The sequence below is a fragment of the Streptomyces sp. NPDC006365 genome (genome assembly GCF_042870755.1).
GTDB classification, from domain to species: Bacteria; Actinomycetota; Actinomycetes; order Streptomycetales; family Streptomycetaceae; genus Streptomyces; species Streptomyces xiangluensis.
In genome coordinates, this window is record NZ_JBIAHS010000010.1 from 123,882 (window position 1) to 143,437 (window position 19,556).

At 70.5% G+C, this 19,556-nt stretch carries 20 protein-coding genes; 2 read left to right on the forward strand and 18 right to left on the reverse strand.

Translation table 11 applies throughout. The features are described 5' to 3' along the window. Nucleotides 1-27: 27 nt before the first annotated feature. The gene (locus ACFYO0_RS26530; protein WP_388680664.1) at nt 28-381 is read left to right on the forward strand and encodes a VOC family protein; all 354 of its coding nucleotides are present in this window, start codon (nt 28-30) and stop codon (nt 379-381) included. Between the two features lie 10 nt (nt 382-391). Here ACFYO0_RS26530 and ACFYO0_RS26535 read toward each other — a convergent pair whose 3' ends face one another. The 7 genes from ACFYO0_RS26535 to ACFYO0_RS26565 all read right to left on the reverse strand — a co-directional run bounded on the left by ACFYO0_RS26535 (nt 392) and on the right by ACFYO0_RS26565 (nt 7,604). Further along, nucleotides 392-796, reverse strand: coding sequence for a DUF5709 domain-containing protein (locus ACFYO0_RS26535; RefSeq protein ID WP_388680666.1), 405 nt, complete (start codon nt 794-796; stop codon nt 392-394). 66 nt (nt 797-862) lie between these two features. Next, nucleotides 863-1,765 carry an arginase family protein gene (locus tag ACFYO0_RS26540; RefSeq protein WP_388681008.1) on the reverse strand — a complete coding sequence of 301 codons (903 nt, stop codon included), beginning with the start codon at nt 1,763-1,765 and terminating at the stop codon, nt 863-865. A 5-nt stretch (nt 1,766-1,770) separates the two neighbouring features. Then, nucleotides 1,771-2,331, reverse strand: a complete 561-nt coding sequence (locus tag ACFYO0_RS26545) for a GNAT family N-acetyltransferase (protein WP_388680669.1) — start codon at nt 2,329-2,331, stop codon at nt 1,771-1,773. 76 nt (nt 2,332-2,407) lie between these two features. Continuing rightward, complete coding sequence (locus ACFYO0_RS26550; RefSeq protein WP_388680672.1) at nt 2,408-3,331, reverse strand: LD-carboxypeptidase; 924 nt, start codon at nt 3,329-3,331, stop codon at nt 2,408-2,410. Beyond that, nucleotides 3,328-5,301 (reverse strand): prolyl oligopeptidase family serine peptidase, encoded by a 1,974-nt coding sequence (locus ACFYO0_RS26555; RefSeq protein ID WP_388680675.1) that lies wholly within the window; start codon nt 5,299-5,301, stop codon nt 3,328-3,330. Before ACFYO0_RS26555 ends, ACFYO0_RS26550 begins: the two co-directional genes overlap by 4 nt. Nucleotides 5,302-5,464: 163 nt before the next feature. Next, the gene (locus ACFYO0_RS26560; protein ID WP_388680678.1) at nt 5,465-6,778 is read right to left on the reverse strand and encodes a M20/M25/M40 family metallo-hydrolase; all 1,314 of its coding nucleotides are present in this window, start codon (nt 6,776-6,778) and stop codon (nt 5,465-5,467) included. Continuing rightward, nucleotides 6,771-7,604: a M55 family metallopeptidase gene (locus tag ACFYO0_RS26565; RefSeq protein ID WP_388680681.1), complete on the reverse strand. Its 834-nt coding sequence runs from the start codon at nt 7,602-7,604 to the stop codon at nt 6,771-6,773. Before ACFYO0_RS26565 ends, ACFYO0_RS26560 begins: the two co-directional genes overlap by 8 nt. A gap of 197 nt (nt 7,605-7,801) precedes the next feature. Between ACFYO0_RS26565 and ACFYO0_RS26570 the strand changes: the two genes are divergently transcribed. Next, nucleotides 7,802-9,049, forward strand: coding sequence for an ABC transporter substrate-binding protein (locus tag ACFYO0_RS26570; RefSeq protein ID WP_388680684.1), 1,248 nt, complete (start codon nt 7,802-7,804; stop codon nt 9,047-9,049). A 38-nt stretch (nt 9,050-9,087) separates the two neighbouring features. Here ACFYO0_RS26570 and ACFYO0_RS26575 read toward each other — a convergent pair whose 3' ends face one another. From ACFYO0_RS26575 to ACFYO0_RS26625, 11 genes are all read right to left on the reverse strand, one after another. Beyond that, a complete protein-coding gene (locus ACFYO0_RS26575) occupies nt 9,088-9,828 on the reverse strand; it encodes an ABC transporter ATP-binding protein (protein WP_388680687.1) in 741 nt (246 codons plus the stop codon). Nucleotides 9,829-9,830: 2 nt separating this feature from the next. Beyond that, nucleotides 9,831-10,793: an ABC transporter ATP-binding protein gene (locus ACFYO0_RS26580; protein ID WP_388680689.1), complete on the reverse strand. Its 963-nt coding sequence runs from the start codon at nt 10,791-10,793 to the stop codon at nt 9,831-9,833. Beyond that, the gene (locus tag ACFYO0_RS26585; protein WP_388680691.1) at nt 10,783-11,775 is read right to left on the reverse strand and encodes a branched-chain amino acid ABC transporter permease; all 993 of its coding nucleotides are present in this window, start codon (nt 11,773-11,775) and stop codon (nt 10,783-10,785) included. Before ACFYO0_RS26585 ends, ACFYO0_RS26580 begins: the two co-directional genes overlap by 11 nt. Before the next feature lie 10 nt (nt 11,776-11,785). After that, complete coding sequence (locus ACFYO0_RS26590) at nt 11,786-12,781, reverse strand: branched-chain amino acid ABC transporter permease (RefSeq protein ID WP_388680693.1); 996 nt, start codon at nt 12,779-12,781, stop codon at nt 11,786-11,788. Nucleotides 12,782-12,893: 112 nt separating this feature from the next. Beyond that, nucleotides 12,894-13,571 carry a GntR family transcriptional regulator gene (locus ACFYO0_RS26595; RefSeq protein WP_388680696.1) on the reverse strand — a complete coding sequence of 226 codons (678 nt, stop codon included), beginning with the start codon at nt 13,569-13,571 and terminating at the stop codon, nt 12,894-12,896. A gap of 45 nt (nt 13,572-13,616) precedes the next feature. Further along, nucleotides 13,617-14,618 (reverse strand): proline racemase family protein, encoded by a 1,002-nt coding sequence (locus ACFYO0_RS26600; RefSeq protein WP_388680699.1) that lies wholly within the window; start codon nt 14,616-14,618, stop codon nt 13,617-13,619. A gap of 16 nt (nt 14,619-14,634) precedes the next feature. Beyond that, entirely contained in the window at nt 14,635-15,549 is a 915-nt protein-coding gene (locus tag ACFYO0_RS26605) for a dihydrodipicolinate synthase family protein (RefSeq protein WP_388680702.1), read from the reverse strand. Between the two features lie 34 nt (nt 15,550-15,583). Further along, nucleotides 15,584-17,014, reverse strand: a complete 1,431-nt coding sequence (locus tag ACFYO0_RS26610; protein WP_388680704.1) for an NAD(P)/FAD-dependent oxidoreductase — start codon at nt 17,012-17,014, stop codon at nt 15,584-15,586. Then, a complete protein-coding gene (locus tag ACFYO0_RS26615) occupies nt 16,995-17,318 on the reverse strand; it encodes a (2Fe-2S)-binding protein (RefSeq protein ID WP_388680706.1) in 324 nt (107 codons plus the stop codon). The genes ACFYO0_RS26610 and ACFYO0_RS26615 overlap by 20 nt, the downstream gene beginning before the upstream one ends. Then, nucleotides 17,315-18,484, reverse strand: coding sequence for an NAD(P)/FAD-dependent oxidoreductase (locus tag ACFYO0_RS26620; RefSeq protein WP_388680708.1), 1,170 nt, complete (start codon nt 18,482-18,484; stop codon nt 17,315-17,317). Before ACFYO0_RS26620 ends, ACFYO0_RS26615 begins: the two co-directional genes overlap by 4 nt. 221 nt (nt 18,485-18,705) lie before the next feature. Then, complete coding sequence (locus ACFYO0_RS26625) at nt 18,706-19,428, reverse strand: class I SAM-dependent methyltransferase (RefSeq protein ID WP_388680711.1); 723 nt, start codon at nt 19,426-19,428, stop codon at nt 18,706-18,708. Between the last annotated feature and the right edge of the window lie 128 nt (nt 19,429-19,556).

Sequence of the window (19,556 nt, forward strand, 5' to 3'; positions counted from 1 at the left end):
CGGCGTGCCGCAACTAGGCTCGTCGGCATGGAGATTCTGGGAGCCACGCTGCGCATCTGCGTACGAGACCTGGACGCTACGGTCCCCTTCTACGAGAAGCTGGCGGGCGGCAGAGCGATGCGCTTCGAGCGCGGCGGTGTCTCGGTCGCCGCGGTCGGCTGCTTCCTGCTGATGAGCGGACCGGAGGAGGAGCTGGAGGTCCTCCGGAAGGTCTCGGCGACGATCGCCGTGAAGGACGTCGACGAAGCCCGTCAGGTCCTCACCGACTCGGGCGCACAGGTCCTCGCGGGGCCCGTGGCCACCCCGGCGGGCCGCAACCTGATCGCGTTGCACCCGGACGGCACGGTGTACGAGTACGCGGACCGGCGCGCTCCGGCGTAGGGACCCGCTGTCAGGTCAGCTCGTCCTCCCCGAAGTCCTCCTCGTCCCTGATCCGCACCGCGTCCTCCTCGGCCGAAAGCCCGCGGGTCGCGCCCTCCTGCGCGTACACGTCCTGGTTGCGCGGCAGATCGGGGTCCGGCTCGTCGTAGAGCAGCCCCGCCTGCTCCTCGGGCGGGCCCGGTTCGCCCTCGGCGTCGACCTCGGCCTCCTCGTCCGCGAGGCGCTCGTCGAGCGATTCCCGTTCGATCACCTCGTTCACGGTGGTGTCCCGCTCCTCGGCGATCGTCGGCTCGTCACCGGCCACGGGCAGCTGCTGCGGATCGCTCGCCTCCTGCTGCTCGGGCGTACCGTCCTGCAGATCCGGCATGCCCTCGTCCTCGGGGTCGGCCCCGGGATCGTGCGGCCTGGTGTTCATGGGATCCGCCTCCTTCCGACGTGCGGGACGACCGGGTTCCCATGGGCCACGCGGTTCACACCGGAGTCAGAGCGGAGTGTCCGTGAAGGCGGCGGCCACGATGTCGGCCAGCAGCGCGCCCGCCGTGCCCTCGGGGTCCAGGTCGGGGTCGTAGATGGTGACGTTGAAGCCGACGCAGTGCGGTGAGTTCACCAACGGGCGGAGCAGCGCGACGAGTTCGTCCGGCAGCAGTCCGTCGGGATCGGGACTGTCAACGGCGGGCATGGCGGACGGATCGAGTACGTCGGCGTCGAGGTGCACCCAGAATCCGCCCACATCCGGCGCTTCGAACGACTGGACCGCGGCCCGCGCCAGGGCATCGGCACCCCACTCGCGCAGATCACCGACGGTCACCGTCGGGATCTTCAGCGCGGCGAGTTCGGCACGCTCCTCGTCGTAGTCGCGGATGCCGAAGAGCCGTACGTCCTCGTCCTTGAGGTAGGGCTTGAGGCCCTCCAGGTCGGTCAGGTTCTCCTGGCCGCGCCCCGTGGCGAGCGCCAGTTCCTCTCCCCCGGCGGCACCCACCCGCTCGGAGTTGCCGGGGTGCCGGAAGTCCGCGGAAGTGTCCACGGCCGCGAGCCCGAACCGTCCGATGCGGCGCAGCGCGAGCGAGGCGCCGAGCTGGATGGAGCAGTCGCCGCCGAGGACGACCGGCAGGTCCCCGGCGCGGACATGGTGCTCGATGCGGTCGGCGAGCTTACGGGTGTACGCGGCGAGCGCGGCGGCGTTGAAGACACCGTCGCCCTCCTGCCAGTCGCCCCGGTCGTAACGCGGCGGTACGACCACCCCGCCCTCCATTGCACCCAGCCGCTGCACGATCCGCTGCTCGCGCAGGGCGCCGGCGAGCTTGTAGCAGCCGGGTACCGTTCCCGGGGCCGGTGGGCGGAGGCCCAGGTTGGAGGGAGCGTCCAGGACGACGAGGTTGCGTATCCGGCTCACCTTCGCACCATATCCGCGGTGAGGGCCCAGCGTTCGTGATCCCGCCAGTCTCCGTCTATGAAGAGGAAGTCCGGCGAGAAGCCCTCGAGGCGGAAGCCGCAGCGGCGGGCGAGGGCGATCGAGGCGGCGTTGTCCGGCTGGACGTTGATCTCCAGCCGGTGCAGGCCGAGTCTGCCGAACGCGTACCGTACGACCAGGCCCAGCCCCTCGGTCATCAGGCCGCGGCCTGCGGCGTGGGCGAAGGCGCCGTATCCCAGGGCTCCGTTGAGGAACGCGCCTTCGACGATGTTGTTGATGTTGATGAACCCTGCGATGTCGCCGCCGCCGACTTCGCTGCCGCTCTTTTCGCAGACCAGGAAGCCGGTCTTCGTGGGGTCTTCGAGGAGGCGTTTCGCGTACGCGGTGTAGCCGCCTGCGCCGGTGGGCGGGAACAGCCAGGGGTGGTGCAGGTCTTTGCTTTCGCGCGCGCGGGCGGTGAACTCGGCTGCGTCTTCGTAGCGGTAGTGGCGTATGCCTACGCGATTGCCTTCGGCGAGGTAGCGGTTCGTTTGGCCCACCTTTCAACCGTAACCCTCCGCTGGTTGTGCGGTTCGAGAGCTCGGGAGGTTCTGTGGTCCGGCGGCTGCGGGCCGGTCATAGAAGTGCGGGTTCCTCCAGCGTCAGGCTTGCCTTCTCCGCGTCCAGCTCTGCCCGTACCCCGAACGGAATCGTCAGCGATCCCTCACCGTGGCCGAAGCCGAACTCCTCCGTGATCGGGATCCCGAGCCCGCCGAGCCGGTCGAGGAGCAGGCCTCGTACCTCGTCGTACGGGGAGCACTCCGCCCAGGAGCCGAGCAGGACCCCGGCCAACCCGTCGAACCAACCCGCGCGCAGGAGTTGGGTGAGGTAGCGGTCCAGGCGGTACGTCTCCTCGCCCACGTCCTCCAGGCAGAGCAGGCCGCCTCGTGCCGACGGGCGGGCCCACGGCGTGCCCAGGTCGGCCGCGAGGAGCGAGAGGCAGCCGCCGAGGAGGACGCCCCCTGCTCGGCCCGGGGTCAGGGACCGGCCGGACGAGGTGATCGTCCGGACCGACTCCGGGTCGAACAGCGTCGACCGCAAGTGTTCCTGTGCCCGCGAGCTCTTCAGGAAGTCGACGGACGCGACCATCGGGCCGTGCAGCGTCACGAGGTCCATGCGGGTCGCGAACGCCTCGTGCAGTGCGGTGATGTCGCTGTAGCCGAGGAACACCTTGGGGCCGGCGGCACGCAGGGCGTCCCAGTCCAGGAGGTCGACCATGCGTTGGGCGCCGTAGCCGCCGCGGGCGCACAGCACGGCGTCCACGGCCGGATCGCACCAGGCGGCCTGGAGGTCGGCGGCGCGGTCGGCGTCCGTGCCGGCGAGGTAGGCGAACTCCGGGTGACGGTCGAGGACGTGGGGTGCCACGACCGGGTCCAGGTCCCAGCCGCGCAGGATGTCCAGGCCCGCCTCAAGCCGCTCCTCGGGGACGCGACCGCTGGGCGCGACGACGGCGACACGGGCGCCGGGGGCCAGTCGGCGGGGGCGCATGAGGGGCTTCACTTGGTCAGCTCCAGCGTGGGGATGCCGGGTGGGTTGAGGCCGAAGACCTGGGCGTACAGGGAGAGTTCGGACTCCAGGACGCGCACCATCGTGTCCGCGCGCCGGAAGCCGTGGCCCTCGCCCTCGAAGGCGATGTACGCGTGCGGCACGTTCCGTCCCTCCATCCGGGCCAGGAACCGCTCGCACTGGGCGGGAGGGCAGACGACATCGTCGAGGCCCTGGAGCAGCAGGAAGGGTGCGGTGATCCGGTCGGCGTGCTCGGTGGGCGACCGCTCGGCGTACCGGCCGGGTACGTCGGCGTACGGTCCGACGAGGGTTTCCAGGTACTGGGACTCGAAGTCATGCGTCTCGTCGGCGCTCCATCCCGCGAGGTCGAGGATCGGGTAGAGGACGGTTCCGCAGGCGTAGACGTCGGTGCTCGTCAGGGACGCGGCCGCGGTCCAGCCGCCCGCACTGCCGCCCCGGATGGCGAGCCGGTCGCGGTCCGCTGTGCCCTCGTCGGCGAGGGCGAGCGCGACGGCCGCGCAGTCCTCGACGTCGACGACGCCCCACTGCTCGCGCAGCCGGTTGCGGTACGCGCGGCCATGGCCGGTGGATCCGCCGTAGTTGACCTCGGCCACACCGATGCCGCGCGAGGTGAAGTAGGCGATCTGCAGATCGAGGACGAGCGGGGCCCGGTCGGTGGGGCCGCCGTGGGCCCAGACGACGTAGGGCGGGAGTTCGTCGCCGGGGGCGATGCAGGCGGGGTGGTGCGGCGGATAGATGTGGGCGTGGATCTCGCGTCCGGCGGGGCCGTTGAAGGTGCGGATCTGCGGTTCCGGGTAGTGCGCGGGGTCCACCGGGTCGTCGTGGGCGTCGCCGATGACACGGGCCTGGCGGGTGCCGGCGTCGAGTTCGACGATCTCGTACGCGCTGCGCGGGCTGGCGGCGATGCCGAGGACGCGGCTGCCGTTCGCCGCGAGATTCGACGCGAACTCGGTCCAGGGTCCGGCCGTGTCGACGACCTCGCCGGTCTCCGGGTCGAGGATGCCGAGCGCGGTTGCGCCACGCCCGTGTACGACGGCGATCAGTCCGTCGGCGAGGGGCGCGAACCAGCTCCGGCCGATCTTCCACAGCGGTCCGCCGAACTCCTCCTCGCGCGGGCAGAGGGGTTCGCCGTCGCGGTAGAGGTTCCACCAGCCGGTGCGGTCGCTGGCGTACAGCAGGGACCCGTCGGCCGCCCAGTCGACCTGGATGATCGACTCGTCGGGCCCGCCCGCGGCCCGCCGGGCACCCTGGAGGGTCCCGTCGCCGGCCACGTCGGCGAGCATCAGTTCCGTACCGTCCCACGGCATCCGCGGGTGGTCCCAGACGAGCCAGGCGCCCCGCCGCCCGTCGGGGGAGATCCGGGGGCCGGTGACGAACTGGTGCCGGTCGTCGGTGAGTTCGCGTACGGCGTCCCGGTCCTGCTCCGCCGAGCCGTCCAGCGGCACGGCGGCCACGACCCGGCGTACGTCGGTGGGCCCGTCGCCGGTGAACTCCTCCAGTACGCACCAGACTTCGCCCCGCTCCAGGTGCAACTGCGGGTCCACCCAGCGCAGTCCGCCGCCCACGAGCGACAAGGGCGTGAGCGGACGCGGCTCGCTGTCGGGGGCGGCGGGCTCGTACGCGTACAGCCGCTGGTCGGCGAAGTTGACGAAGACGACCAGCGGGCCGGTGTCGAGCATCGTGCCGGTCCAGGGGTGTCCGCCGTACTCGATGACACGGCTGCGCACGTTCCACGGGGCGGGCAGCACCGACTCCTCGCTGCCGTCGGCACGACGTCGCACCAGGGTGCGGCGGCCGGCCTCGCCCGGCCGGGGCTCGGTCCACCAGGCCTCGTCGCCGACGAAGCCGACGTACTCGGGGTGCCCGTCGTGCGCCGCGGCGAGCGACGCGTCGATGGGCGAGAGCCAGGAACCGTAGGCCAGGGTCTGCACGATGTCCCCCATTTCCCTGCCGAAGTGGACTTGCCGAAGTGCGGTGCGGTACCGCGCCGCCAAGGAGGCCGCAGGCCTCTCAGGGGCGCGGGGCTGTGGCATATGCGGCTCTGCCGCGCGGGCGCGACCAGCCACGACGTACCCGCAGCTTCGAACCGCATTCCCAGCGGAGCGCTCAGGCCGCGCGCAGAAAGCGGTCGAGCACGCGGACGCCGAAGTGGAGCGCGTCGACCGGCACGCGCTCGTCGACGCCGTGGAACATGGCCTGGTAGTCGAAGCCCGCGGGGAGCTTCAGCGGAGAGAACCCGTATCCGGTGATGCCGAGACGCGAGAACTGCTTGGCGTCCGTGCCACCCGACATGCAGTACGGCACGACATGTCCCTCGGGTGCGAACTCCTCGACGGCGGCGCGCATCCTCGCGTACGTCGGCGAGTCCAGCGGCGCCTGGAGGGCCACCTCGTGGTGGTGGAACTCCCATTCCACGTCCGGCCCGGTGAGTTCGTCGAGCGTCGCGCGGAACTCGTCCTCGTGGCCGGGGAGATAGCGTCCGTCGACGTACGCGACGGCCTCCCCCGGGATCACGTTGACCTTGTAACCGGCGTTGAGCATGGTCGGGTTGGCGCTGTTGTGGACGGTCGCCTCGACCAGCTTCGCCGCCGGGCCGAGCTTGTCCAGCAGCCCGTCGACATCGTCGAGGTAGTCCGGTTCGGGCTCGATGCCGTACAGCGCGGCGAGTTCGACGAGGGCCGCGCGGACGGTCGGCGTCAGCCGCGGCGGCCACTCGTACGCGCCGATCCGTGTGACGGCGGCGGCGAGACGGGTGACCGCGTTCTCCCGGTTGACCTTGGAGCCGTGCCCGGCCCGGCCCCGCGCGGTGAGCTTCAGCCAGCCGGTGCCGCGCTCGCCGGCCGCGAGGGGATACAGCTCCCGCCCGGCGCCGTCGTGGAAGGTGAACGCCCCGGACTCGCTGATGCCCTCGGTGCAGCCGTCGAAGAGCTCGCGATGCCGGTCCGCGAGGAAGCCCGAACCGTCCTCGGCGCTCGCCTCCTCGTCGGCGGTGAAGGCGATGACGAGGTCACGGCGTGGACGTAGGCCGTCGCGCGCCCACTGCCGAACGACCGCGAGGATCATCGCGTCCATGTTCTTCATGTCGACCGCGCCCCGGCCCCAGACGACCCCGTCACGGATCTCTCCGGAGAACGGGTGCACGCTCCAGTCCTCGGCCTGGGCGGGGACCACGTCCAGATGACCGTGGACGAGCAGCGCGTCGGCCGACGGGTCGCTGCCTTCGAGGCGTGCGACGACGTTCGTACGCCCCTTCGTGCGCTCCAGCAGCGTCGGCTCCAGGCCCGCCTCGGCGAGCCGCGCGGCGGCGTACTCGGCGGCGGGCCGCTCCTGGCAGTCCCCGCCCCCGCGGTTGGTCGTGTCGATACGGATGAGGTCGGAGGTGAACTCCACGACCTCGTCCAGAGCCTGCTGGTCAGCCATACTGCTCCTCCACGGCGGCCGAGACGATCGTGGTGACCGCCTTGAAGGTACGGATGCCCTCGTACATGGTCGCGCTCGTGTACGCGACCTTCCGCTCCCCGATCCGGTCCACACCCGGCACGACGGTGGCCGCCGGGGCCAGATGCTCAGCGTCGAACTCCAGCGCCACCGTGAACGGACCGCCGTCCACGGGCTCGTGCCGCACGGCGAGTGCGACCGCCTCCTTCGCCGCCGCCCGGATGTCGGACGCGGTCCGAGCGGGCGTCCGGCATACCGCCGCGTACCGCGAGACATGGTCCTTGACGGCGACCTTCCGTGCCTCGGGCGCGTAGCCGAGCGCGTCCTCGCAGGCCACGTCGTCGCCGGTGACCAGCACGACGGGGACGCCGTACTCCGCGACGACATGCGCGTTGAGCAGGCCCTCACTGGCGCGTACGTCATTGACCCACACGCCGGTGATCGAGTTGGCGAGGTAGGTGTGGGCGAGCACCCCCTCCATGCCCGCCCCGGCGTGATAGCCGACGAACGCGATGCCGTCGACGTCCCCGTGCTGTACGCCTTCCACCATGGACAGCGACTTGTGTCGTCCGGTGAGCATCTGCGCCCGCTCGTCCAGCCGCTCCAGGAGCAGATTGCGCATGGTCCAGTGCGCCTCGTTGATGAGGACTTCGTCGGCGCCCCCGTCGAAAAAGCCGAGCACGGCGGCGTTCACATCCGAGGTGAACATCGACCGGCAGCGCTCCCACTCCGGCGTGCCCGGCAGCACGTCGGCCGGCCAGGTCACGCCGGTGGCTCCCTCCATGTCGGCGCTGATGAGGATCTTCATCTGCGTCACGTTACGCGCCGGACCGGAAACCGGCCAGGAATGAGGAGGAGCTCAGCTCCAGTTCCCGACCCCCTCGCAAACTCTTACAATCCGCACTTTTCAGACCGTCGCAATGGGTTCTACCCTCATGTAGAGATGGCGGGCGATGGCCGGCCTGTCGACCACCGCCCCGGCGCCTGTAACGAGCGGAGGCGGAGATGAAAGCGTCGATACGGCGGTCCGCGATCTTCGCAAGCGCGGCTGCTCTTGTGATAGCCGTCTGCGGTACGACGGGTACCGCCCGGGCCGACCCGGGCGATGGTGAGCTCCAGTTCGGCTATGTCCTGCCGGAGACGGGACAGCTGGCCTACCTCGGCCCGCCGCAGATCGAGTCGTTGAAGTTGGCGATACAGAGGATCAACGACGCCGGCGGGGTACTGGACAAGCCCGTGCCGGCTGTGGTTTCCAGTGACGAGGCGGGCCAGGAGGCCGTTGCCGCACAGTCTGCCGACCGGGTCCTGGCGGCGGGCGTGGACGCGATCATCGGCGCCGCGGCCTCCGGTATGTCGCTGGCGTTCATCGACCGGGTGACCGGAGCGGGCGTCGTGCAGTGTTCGGGCTCGAACACCGCGCCTACCTTCACCGACTACGAGGACGACGGGTTCTACTTCCGTACCGCCCCGAGCGACGCCCTGCAGGGACCCATCCTGGCGGACGTCGTCCGCGAGGACGGCCACGACCGGGTGGCCATGGTCGCACGGGCGGACGACTACGGGCGCGGCCTCATGGAGTCCACGCGGAAGTCACTCGAGGACCGCGGTGTGACGGTGACGCTCGCCGAGACGTACGACCCGAAGGCGACCAACTTCGACCAGGTCGTCCAGCAGGTGGAGAACTCCCGGCCGGACGCCGCCGTGGTGATCGCGTTCGAGGAAGGCACCCAGATCCTGCAGGGCATGATCGAGTCCGGACTCGGGCCCGACCAGATCGGTGTCTACGGCGCCGACGGACTGCGCAGCGAGGAGCTGCCCTCGCTGGTCGCCCCGGGTCAGCCGGAGCGGCTTGCCGGGATGAAGGGGACCGCGCCGGCATCGGAGACGAACGAGCAGTACGTGAAGGATCTGCAGGAGTTCGCACCGGAGCTCAAGGAGCTGCAGTTCGCACCGCAGGTCTTCGACTGCGTGACGACGATCGCGCTCGCCGCCGAGAAGGCGGGGTCCGACGACCCGGGCGAATACGTGAAGGAGATGAACGGGATCACCAAGGGCGGTGAGAAGTGCAACTCGTTCGCCGCCTGCAAGGAGCTGATCGCCGACGACAAGGACGTCGACTACCAGGGTGTGAGCGGTCCGCTCAACTTCACCGACAAGGGCGAGCCCGGCCAGGCGACGATCGAGGTGTACGGCTACGACGACGAAGGACGGTTGCAGACCCTGCGTACCGAGACCAGCAGGGAACAGGAGTGACCGGGAGGAGCGACAGGCAGGAGCCATAGGGACAGGAGTCAACGCGCGCGGGCGAGCGTACCGAGGTAGAGCTCGATCACCTTCTCGTCGTGCAGCAGCGCCGCACCGGCCCCGGTGTACGCGTTGCGGCCCTGGTCGAGGACGTAGCCGCGGTCGCAGAGCTGCAGGCACCTGCGAGCGTTCTGCTCGACCATGAGGACGGCGACGCCCGCGTTGTTGATCATTCTGCACTGGTCGAAGACGTGGTCCTGATGGACCGGTGACAGGCCGGCCGACGGCTCGTCGAGCAGCAGCAGCTGCGGCTCCATCATCAGCGCGCGCGCCATCGCGAGCATCTGGCGTTCGCCGCCGGACATCGCACTGGCCTTCTGCTTCCGGCGGTCGGCCAGCACGGGGAAGAGCTCCTCGACCGCCGCGGTCCGCCGCGCATAGTTCCTGGGCCGCAGATAGACACCCATCCGCAGATTCTCCTCGACGGTCAGCGCGGGGAACACGTTCTGCAGCTGCGGTACGTAGCCCACGCCCCGCCGGACCAGTTCGTGCGCGGGCCGGCTGGTGACGTCCTCGCCGCGCAGTCGCACGGTCCCACCACGCACCCGCAGCAGCCCGAAGACGGCCTTGATGAGCGTCGACTTGCCGGCGCCGTTGGGGCCGATCACCCCGACCACCTCGCCCGGCCGCACCTCGATGCTGCATCCGCGCAGCACGTCGACACCGGGGACATAGCCGGCGACGATGTCGTCGGCCGCCAGCACCGGTGCCTGCTCTTCGGCGGACATCTCTACTCCTCCTTCTCCTCCCCCGTCTCCTTCTCCTCTCCCGACTCCTTCTCCTCTCCCGACTCGTCCCCCTCCCCCTTCTCCTTGTCCTTCCCGCTCTCCTTCTCCCTCTCTTCGGTCGCCTGCGGTTCGTCGTGCCGTTTGCCCAGGTAGGCGTCCACGACGGCGGCGTTCCGGCTGATCGTGTGCGGTGGGCCCTCGGCCACGAGGCGGCCGTCGGCCATGACGGCCACCCAGTCGCTGATGCCCATCACCACGTCCATGTCGTGCTCGACGAAGCACACGGTCAGCCCCTCGTCGCGCAGCTGGGTGATGTGTCCGAGCAGCGACTGGGCCAGCGCGGGGTTCACCCCGGCCATCGGTTCGTCGAGCAGGAGCATGACCGGCCGGGCCATCAGCGCGCGGGCCAGTTCCAGCAGCTTGCGCTGACCGCCGGAGAGCGTGCCGGCATGGTCGTCGCGCAGGGGCCCGAGCCGGAACCGGTCCAGCAGTTCGTCGGCCCGGCGCTCGAGCTCCCGCTCCTGCCCGCGCCACAGCGGTCGCAGCAGCGCGGGCATCGCCCGCTCGCCGCGTTGCCCGGGCGCCGCGAGCAGCATGTTCTCCAGCACGGTGAGCCGGGCGAGCGTCCTGGTGAGCTGGAACGTACGGACCAGTCCTCGCCGCGCCACCCGGTGCGCCGAGGCGCCGGTGAGCGGCTGTCCGTCGAACGACCACCGGCCGCCGTCGGCCCGGTCGAACCCGCTCACCACGTTGAACAACGTGGTCTTGCCGGCGCCGTTGGGCCCGATGAGCGCCGTGATGGCCCCGCGCGGCACCTCCAGGTGCTCGACCCGCACGGCGACGAGGCCGCCGAAGATACGGGTCACCTGGTCCAGGACCAGCAGAGGATCGGGCTTGCGTACGCCCGGCTCGGGAACGGTCGCGGAGAGCCGGCCGGCGTTGGATACGACAGTGTCAGCGGCCACTGAGCAGCATCTCCTTCCGGCTGCCGAGAATGCCCTGCGGCCGGAACGCGACCAGCAGGATCAGGGCGATGCCGACCAGGGCGAAGCGCACCGCGCCGACCTCCGACGTGCTGATGAGGTCAGGCGAGATGTACCCCGCGCCGATGGCCTGGCGGAGCGCGCTGTCGAGGAAGCTGAGGACGAACCAGAACAGGATCGAGCCGATAACCGGCCCGAGGATCCGCCCGGCACCTCCGAGGACGAGCAGCGTGTACAGGAAGAACGTGACGCCCGGATCGAAGTTGTCCGGGTTCACGGACTGCACCTGGATCGCCTGCATCATGCCCGCGACCGCCCCGATGACACCGCCCAGCACGAGGCTCTGCATCTTGTACGCGTAGACGTTCTTGCCGAGGCTGCGCGCGGCGACCTCGTCCTCACGGATCGACCGGATGACTCGGCCCCACGGGCTGTGGATCAGCAGGGCGAGAAACAGTCCGACCACGAGCACCAGCGCCCATCCGACGATCATCACCCAGACGTCGCGGGAGCTGAACTTCACCAGCCACAGGCCGTAGGTGCCGGGCTCGATCGGGTTGAGCGCGTAGAAGTCGTTCGCGAACCTCTGCAGCCCGAACACCCCACCGGTGACGGGCTCGGCCCAGCTGGACCGGTAGAACAGCCGAAGCGTCTCCCCCGCCGCGATCGTGGTGATCGCGAGGTAGTCGGCGCGCAGCCGCAGGGTGGGCAGGCCGAGCAGCAGGGCCAGCACGATCGCGCAGGCGATGCCGCCCAGGACACCGAGCCACATGGGGCCGTCGTACGTCGCCACCGTGATGGCGAGCCCGTAGCCGCCGACCAGCATGAATCCGACCTGGCCGAAGTTGAGGAGCCCCGTGTAACCGAAGTGCAGGTTCAGGCCCATCGCGGCGAGCGCGTAGACAGCCGCGATGGGGCCGATGCCGGAGCGCAGGGCGTCGGAGACGATGGCCGAGAAGTCCATGGCGCACCCCTCACCCGACGCGTTCCGCCCGGCCGAGGATGCCCTGTGGCCGGACGAGGAGGACGACGATGAGGACGAGCAGCGCCCACGCGTACTGCAGGTCGACCGGGAACCACAGGGTGGACATCTGGGCGACGATGCCGACGACAAGGCTGCCGACCATCGCACCGTAGGCGGAGCCGAGGCCGCCCAGGATCACCCCCGCGAACATGAGCAACAGGAGCTTGAAGCCCATGTCCCAGGTGACGATCTCGACCAGGCCGAAGAAGACCCCACCGAGTGCGGCCAGTCCGCCGGCGAGCATCCACACGAACAGCACCACCCGCTGCACGTCGATGCCCGACGCCTCCGCGAGGTCCCGGTTGGCGGAGACGGCTCGGACAGCGGTACCGATCCGAGTCTTCTGCAGGAGCGCGGCAATGCCGAGCAGCACCAGCACGGCGAGCAGGGTGACCGTGAGGTCCCGTGGGGTGATACCGGCCGGTCCCAGGTCGATCGTGCTCTGGATGTCGTACTGCGCGTAGGAGGCGGGCCGGGTTCCGTACAGCACGAGCACGACATGCCGCAGCAGCAGGGAGAGCCCGATGGTGACGATGAACATGTTGATCAGCCCGGTGCCCCGGGCCCGCAGCGGGCGCCAGATGCCCCGCTCGACGGCTCCGCCCAGCAGGGCGCCGAAGACCACCGCGGCGATGGCTGCGGGGATCAGGTGCCAGCCCGGACCGGCCGCGGAGACGTTGAGGAAGAACGCGAAGGTGGCGCCGATCGTGACGAACTCACCGTGCGCGAAGTTGATCAAATGGATGGTGCCGAAGATCAGCGAGAGTCCGACCGACGTGATCGCGATGACGACCCCGAACTGGATACCGTCGATCAGCGCCTGCAGAGCTCGTGCGCCGAACGTCGGGCCGCGCGGGACTGCCTCACCCTGAGCCCGCGCGGAGATCGCGGGCACCATCACGAGGACCAGGGCGAGGGCAGGTACGAGCATCCGCTGATAGCGCACGGCGGTTCCGGTATGTCACGAACATCCCTTGTGACTCAGTGTAAGCGCAGGCCAGAGCGGTGACTCGGGCAGGCTCCGCGGCCCCCCTTGCCCGGTGCGGTCTCATCCCGCGTCATCCGGCTGCCCACAGGCCCCGTACGTGCCCGAGATGCCGCGTCATCACCGCGCGTACCGCCTCCTCGTCGCGGGCCGCGAGCGCGTCGAGGATCTCCAGGTGCTCCTGCGCGGAGTCCTCCAGGCGGCCCGCCTCGACGAGCGCGTGCAGGCCGTAGAGGCGGGAGCGCTTGCGGAGGTCGCGCACCACCTCGACCAGATGCTCGTTGCCGGCGAGCGCGAGCAAGCCGAGGTGGAAGCGGGTGTCCGCCTCGACGTGCGCGATGAGGTCACCCGCCGCGGCGGCCGTGACGGTCTCCTCGGCGGCGGGGCGCAGCGCCTCCAGGGCGACGGGGTCGGCCGTGGCGGCAAGCCCGGCGGTCGTGGGGATCTCTATGAGCGAGCGGATGTGGGTGTACTCGTCGAGCTGCTTCTCGGAGACGGCGGTGACCCGGAAGCCCTTGTTCGGCACGGTGTCGACCAGGCCCTCCTTGACGAGGTCGAGCATGGCCTCCCGTACCGGCGTCGCCGAGACACCGAAGCGGGCGGCGAGGGTCGGCGCCGAGTACACCTCGCCGGGGCGCAGCTCGCCCGCGATCAGCGCGGCGCGCAGGGCGTCGGCGACGCGCTCGCGGTAGTTGCGCTTCTGTCCCCCCAGGGTGGGCAAAGCGGGGGCGCTGGTGCGCTGGGCGGGCATCGGGTGTCTCCTTGCGGGTTACGACGTACAGGCGGGCGGCAGGACTCAGAGGACGAACCCGGCCGGGAACGGATCGGACGGATCGAGCAGGTACTGGGCGGTCCCGGTCACCCAGGCACGCCCGGTGAAGCTCGGCAGCACGGCCGGGATCCCGGCCACCTCGGTGGTCCCGAGGATCCGGCCGGTGAACCGTGTCCCGATGAAGGACTCGTTCACGAACTCGGTGTGCAGCGGGAGTTCACCACGCGCGTGCAACTGCGCCATGCGCGCGCTGGTCCCCGTACCGCAGGGGGAGCGGTCGAACCAGCCGGGGTGGATCGCCATCGCGTGGCGCGAGTGCCGTGCGTCGGAGCCCGGGGCCACGAAGTGCACATGGTGGCAGCCACGGATGGAGGGGTCCTCGGGGTGGACGGGCTCTGCTTCCGCGTTGACGGCGTCCATCAGGGCGAGACCGGCGGCCAGGATGTCGTCCTTGCGGGCCCGGTCGAAGGACAGCCCGAGCTGGTCGATCGGCAGGATCGCGTAGAAGTTCCCGCCGTACGCGAGGTCGTAGGTCACTGTCCGCCCGTCGGCGAGGGTGACCTTGCGGTCGAGGCCGACGGAGTACGACGGCACGTTCTGGAGGGTGACGGCCTTGGCGGCCCCGTCCTCCACAGCGACTTCGGCGACGACGAGTCCGGCCGGGGTGTCGAGCCGGATGGTGGTGACCGGCTCGACGACCTCCACCATGCCCGTCTCGACGAGCACGGTCGCCACCCCGATCGTGCCGTGCCCGCACATGGGCAGATAGCCGGAGACCTCGATGTAGACGACCCCGTGGTCGCAGTCGGGGCGGGTGGGCGGCTGAAGGATGGCGCCGCTCATCGCGGAGTGCCCGCGCGGCTCGTTCATCAGCAACTGCCTGATGTGGTCGCGGTGTTCACGGAAGTACAGGCGCCGCTCGTTCATGGTGGCGCCCGGGATGGTGCCGATGCCGCCGGTGATCACCCGGGTCGGCATGCCCTCGGTGTGCGAGTCGACGGCGTGCAGGACGAGTTTGCTGCGCATGTGTGTCGATGCTCCGTTACGCGAGTCCGGCGGCGAGGGTCTTCTCGGTGGCCGCGCGCACGGCGGCCTCCTGCTCCGGCAGGAGCGGGACGCGCGGCGGGCGTACGGGTCCGCCGTGCCGCCCGGCGATGTCCATGGACAGCTTGATGGCCTGCACGAACTCGACCTTCGAGTCCCAGCGCAGCAGCGGATGCAGCTGCCGGTACAGCGGCAGCGCGGTGGTGAGGTCGCCCTCGACCGCGGCCTGGTAGAGCTCGACGGAGGCTTTGGGCAGCGCGTTCGGATAGCCGGCCACCCAGCCCTTGGCGCCCGCGATCGCCAGCTCCAGCAGCACGTCGTCGGCGCCGATCAACAGGTCGAGTTCCGGGGCGAGTTCGGCCAGCCGGTAGGCGCGCCGGACATCGCCCGAGAACTCCTTGACCCCCTGGACGTACCCCTCGCCATGCAGCTTCGCGAGCAGTTCGGGTACGAGGTCGACCTTGGTGTCGATGGGGTTGTTGTACGCCACGATGGGCAGCCCCGCCTTCGCGACCTCGGCGTAGTGGGCGAGGACCGAGCGTTCGTCGGCGCGGTAGGCGTTGGGCGGCAGCAGCATCACCGCACGGCAGCCGGCGTCGCGCGCCTGCTCGGCCCAGCGGCGGGACTCGGCGGACCCGTAGGCGGCGACCCCGGGCATCACGCGCTCTCCGCCGATCGCGGCCACGGCCGTCTCGACGACCTTGGCGCGCTCCTCCGGAGTGAGCACCTGGTACTCGCCGAGGGAGCCGTTCGGTACGACTCCGTCGCAGCCGTTCGCGACGAGCCAGGCGCAGTGCTCGGCGAACTTGTCGTGGTTCACGGAGAGATCGTCGTCGAGGGGCAGGGCGGTGGCGACGAGGACACCGCGCCAGGGGCGGTTCTCGGTGGCGACGGTGACGTCGGTGACGGTCATGAGCGGTCCCATCCGATCGGTAGAGGGGGACATTTCACTGGAGGTCCGTGTCGTCTGCGGAGTCGGTGTCTCCGGCCCGTGCCAGCACGCCGAGCGGTACGGGCCGGGCGAACGGCCGTCGCGAGGGCTGGAACTCGCACCCCGCGAGCCCTGCCACCGCCGGTCCGCACATCCGGCCCTGGCACCAGCCCATCCCGGCCCGGGTCAGCAGCTTCACGGTGCGTACGTCACCGGCGCCGAGCTCGCCCAGGGCCTGCCGGATCGCGGAGGCGGGCACCTCCTCGCAGCGGCACACGACGGTGTCGTCGGTGACCTGCTCGGCCCAGTGGGCGGGCGGGGCGTAGACGGTTTCGAGGAGGGCGAAGAACTTCCGCAGTCCGCTACGGGCCTTGGCGGCAGCCTCGTACGAACGCGCATGGGGCGTACGGGAGTTGAGCCGCGCCGCGATCGACAGTCCGGCGATTCTCCCCTCGGCGAGCGACAGTACGGCGCCCCCGATCCCGGTGGTCTCCCCCGCCGCCCAGACGCCGGGCACATCGGTGCGCTGCTCGTCGTCGACGGCGACGCCCGGCCCGTCGAGCCGGCAGCCGAGCGCCTCGGCGAGGTCGGTGTGCGGCAGCATGCCGTGTCCGACGGCGAGGGTGTCGCACGGAATGCGCCGCTCGCTGCCGGGCCGGAGCCGCCCGTCGCCGTCGAGGGCGGCAACGGTCACGGCCTCGACCCGTTCGCTGCCGTGCGCGGCGACGACGGCGTGACGGACGTGGACTCTCACCCGCCGCCGCGCCAACTCGGCGGCGTACCGGGCGCCTTCGGCAAGCTTGGCGGGATGGGCGGCCAGCGCTCTCGCCTGCCGCACGAAGACCTTGGGGTCCGCGGCCTCGACGAGCGCGGCGACCTCCGCCCCGGCCGCCGCGAGCCCGACCGCCACCGGCATCAGCAACGGCCCGGTCCCGGCCACCACGACCACACGCCCCGGCAACACCAGCCCACCCTTGAGCATGGCCTGCGCCCCGCCCACGGTGACCACTCCCGGAAGGGTCCACCCGGGGAACGGCAGGACCTTCTCGTACCCCCCGGTGGCAAGCAGCACGGCATCGGCATGAACGGCGACGGGCTGCTCCTGCTCGGGGCCGAGGAGGGCGTGCACGGCGAATCCGTCCGACTGCCGCTCCACGAACCACACGTGGTGGTCCGTCAACTGCGTAATGCGCCCCCTCGCGATGTGCGCCGCAAGGCCATCACGCAGCCGTTCCCAGGTACGCCACTGGTGGTGCAGGGCCTGGGGACGGCGGGCGCCGAGCGCTGCGGCGGGCTGACGGTAGAACTGACCGCCCGCCTCCGCCGCGGAGTCGATCAGGGTCACGCGCACATCACGCGCGGCAGCGGCAAGAGCTGCCGCAAGCCCGGCAGGGCCCGCACCGACCACCGCGACGTGCGGCGCCCCCTCAGCCATGCCGCTGCCCATCGCGCCCCCTCCCTTCCTGCGTACGGATCACATCGCCGGCCTCCGCCCGCACCAGACAAGCGCGTTGGTTCGCCCGCCCGTTGACGGTCACCAGACAGTCGAAGCAGACCCCGATCCCGCAGAAGACACCGCGCGGTTCACCGCTCCCCCGCGTCGTACGCCACGACGTGATGCCCGCCGCCCAGAGCGCGGCGGCGATCGTCTGTCCCGGCAGGACGGCGATCGCACGGTCGTCGAAGGTGACGGTGAAGGCGGAACCGGGCCGGGCCCCCACCAGCTCCAGCGGAGATCTCGTACCTCTCACAGGCCCTCCTCGGGGAATCGATCAGGACGGAACGGAGTGAGGTCGAGATCCGGGCTCTTCTCGCTCAGCACCTGGGCGATCAAGTGCCCCGTACCCGTGGCGAGTCCGATCCCCGCCCCCTCGTGGCCGCAAGCGTGGAAGAGCCCGGGCACCCGTGCGTCCGGCCCGATCGCGGGCAGGTGGTCGGGCATGTACGGGCGGAAGCCGAGGTACGCGCGCATCGCCCGCACCTTCTCCAGGAACGGAAACAACCGCGTAGCCCCAGCCGCCAGCGCCCGCGCGACCGGCAGCGAGAAGACCCGGTCGAACCCGACCCGTTCCCGGCTGGCCCCGATCAGCACCGGCCCGGCAGCCGTCCCCTCCACCACCGGCGAGGTCTGCAACGCCGCCGAGTCACTGGCGACATCGCCCACATAGTCAGCGGCGTACACCTTGTGCCGCACGGTACGAGGCGCCAACGGCTCGGTGACAAGAACGAACCCGCGCCGAGGCAACACAGGCAGGGACGCACCGGCAAGCGCGGCCACCTCCCCGCCCCAGGTCCCGGCAGCGTTCACGACGGCCGGAGCATGAACCTCACCCTCCGAGGTACGCACTCCCCGCACCGCCCCCGCCCCCGTACGCAGCACTTCCGTGACCGCCCACCCCGTCCGCAACGAGGCACCCGCAGCCCGGGCAAGCCGTACGACATGGGCGGCGGCGAGGGTGGGCATGACCTGCGCATCCTGCGGATACAGCACCCCACCCGCGAGCCCTCCCGCCAACTGCGGTTCCAGGTCCGGGAGTTCGTCGGCGTCGACCGCCACAGCCTCAACTCCGGCAGTCCGCTGCCCGCCGGCAAACCCCTCCAGCCCCGCAAGCCCCTCCGCCGAGGAGGCAACAACAAGCCCACCCTTGAGGTCATACTCAACAGCCGCACCCATACCGGGCTCCCCGGCGAGCTCACCCCACAACCGCCCGGACAACAGAGCAAGTTCAAGTTCAGGCCCAGGCTCCTTGTCGGACACGAGCAGATTCCCCTCACCCGCCCCGGTGGTCCCTCCGGCCACAGCCCCACGGTCCACGAGAACGACATCGAGCCCCGCCCGAGCCGCATACAGGGCACAGGCGGCCCCCACCATCCCGGCCCCAACGACAACAACATCGCAGGTCAGCACCATACTCACCCCAGTACCATGTCACATGTCGCAGGTGACGCCAAGGGCGCGCCCCTCAGGGGCGCGGAGCTGTATCAATATGCGGCTCCGCCGCACGGGCGCGACCAGCCACACCAAATCCGCAGCCGAGCACGATGGGAAACACCCCACCCCCTGGGGACCTGTGGCGCAGCCCCAGGTGTCGGGAAGGGGTGGGTCTGGGGAAAGAAACCCCCCACCCACCCGCACCCTCAACCCCGTCCCGCCACCACCCACTTGGACGGCAACTCAATCCGCGTACCGTCGCCCTGGTACTCCGTGGTGACGAGGGGCAGCTCGCCACCAGCAAGAACGGTGAGCCCGGCGGACCGCAGATACTCCAGCACCGCGTCATCGGCCACGTCGCCGGGCGCAATGCCATGCCGAAAGACAGGCGCGAGCTTGGCCAGCGGCCCCTCCGGCCGCTGGGCGAGCCCACGCAGCACATCCCCGGCGGCCTCGGCGAGTTCGACGAGGAAGGCGCGCCCGCGCTCGCCCACCAGAGCAGCGACGCTGTCGACAAGCGGTTGCCGATCGTCGGGCTCGCACTGGTGGAGCACGCCCCGCACATACACGTTCACGTCCCCGAACTCGGCATGCAGTGTCTCCGCCTCACTCTTCTCAGCCGCATCAAGCAGCCGATACGCGGCCTGCCCCGCCCGATCCGCCCGCCGAGCATGATCGAGGGCGGCAGCCGAGAGATCGGCACCGACAACGTGGGGATACCGATCGGCGAGGAACCGCGTCTGGGTCCCGTTACCGCATCCGAGGTCCACGAACGGCAGCCCGGGCGCGGTCAAGTGCGGTTCGAACAACGGAAGATGAACCCCCACAGTGAGCCCGGGCTCCGCGTCCCAGAAGACGGCCCCCGGTTCGTCAGGAGCCTCCCGCCAAAAGCCATCCCACGCGTCCCTGTACCGAGTAGTCACGCTCATGCCCGCTCCCCAGGATGCGACAGCGCCCGCCAAAACGGGCGGGCCAGATCGGTGTACCGCGCCCAGAGTGCGGCGACAAGCGCAGGGCGCACACCTTTCATACCTTTCACGACTCATTCGACACACGT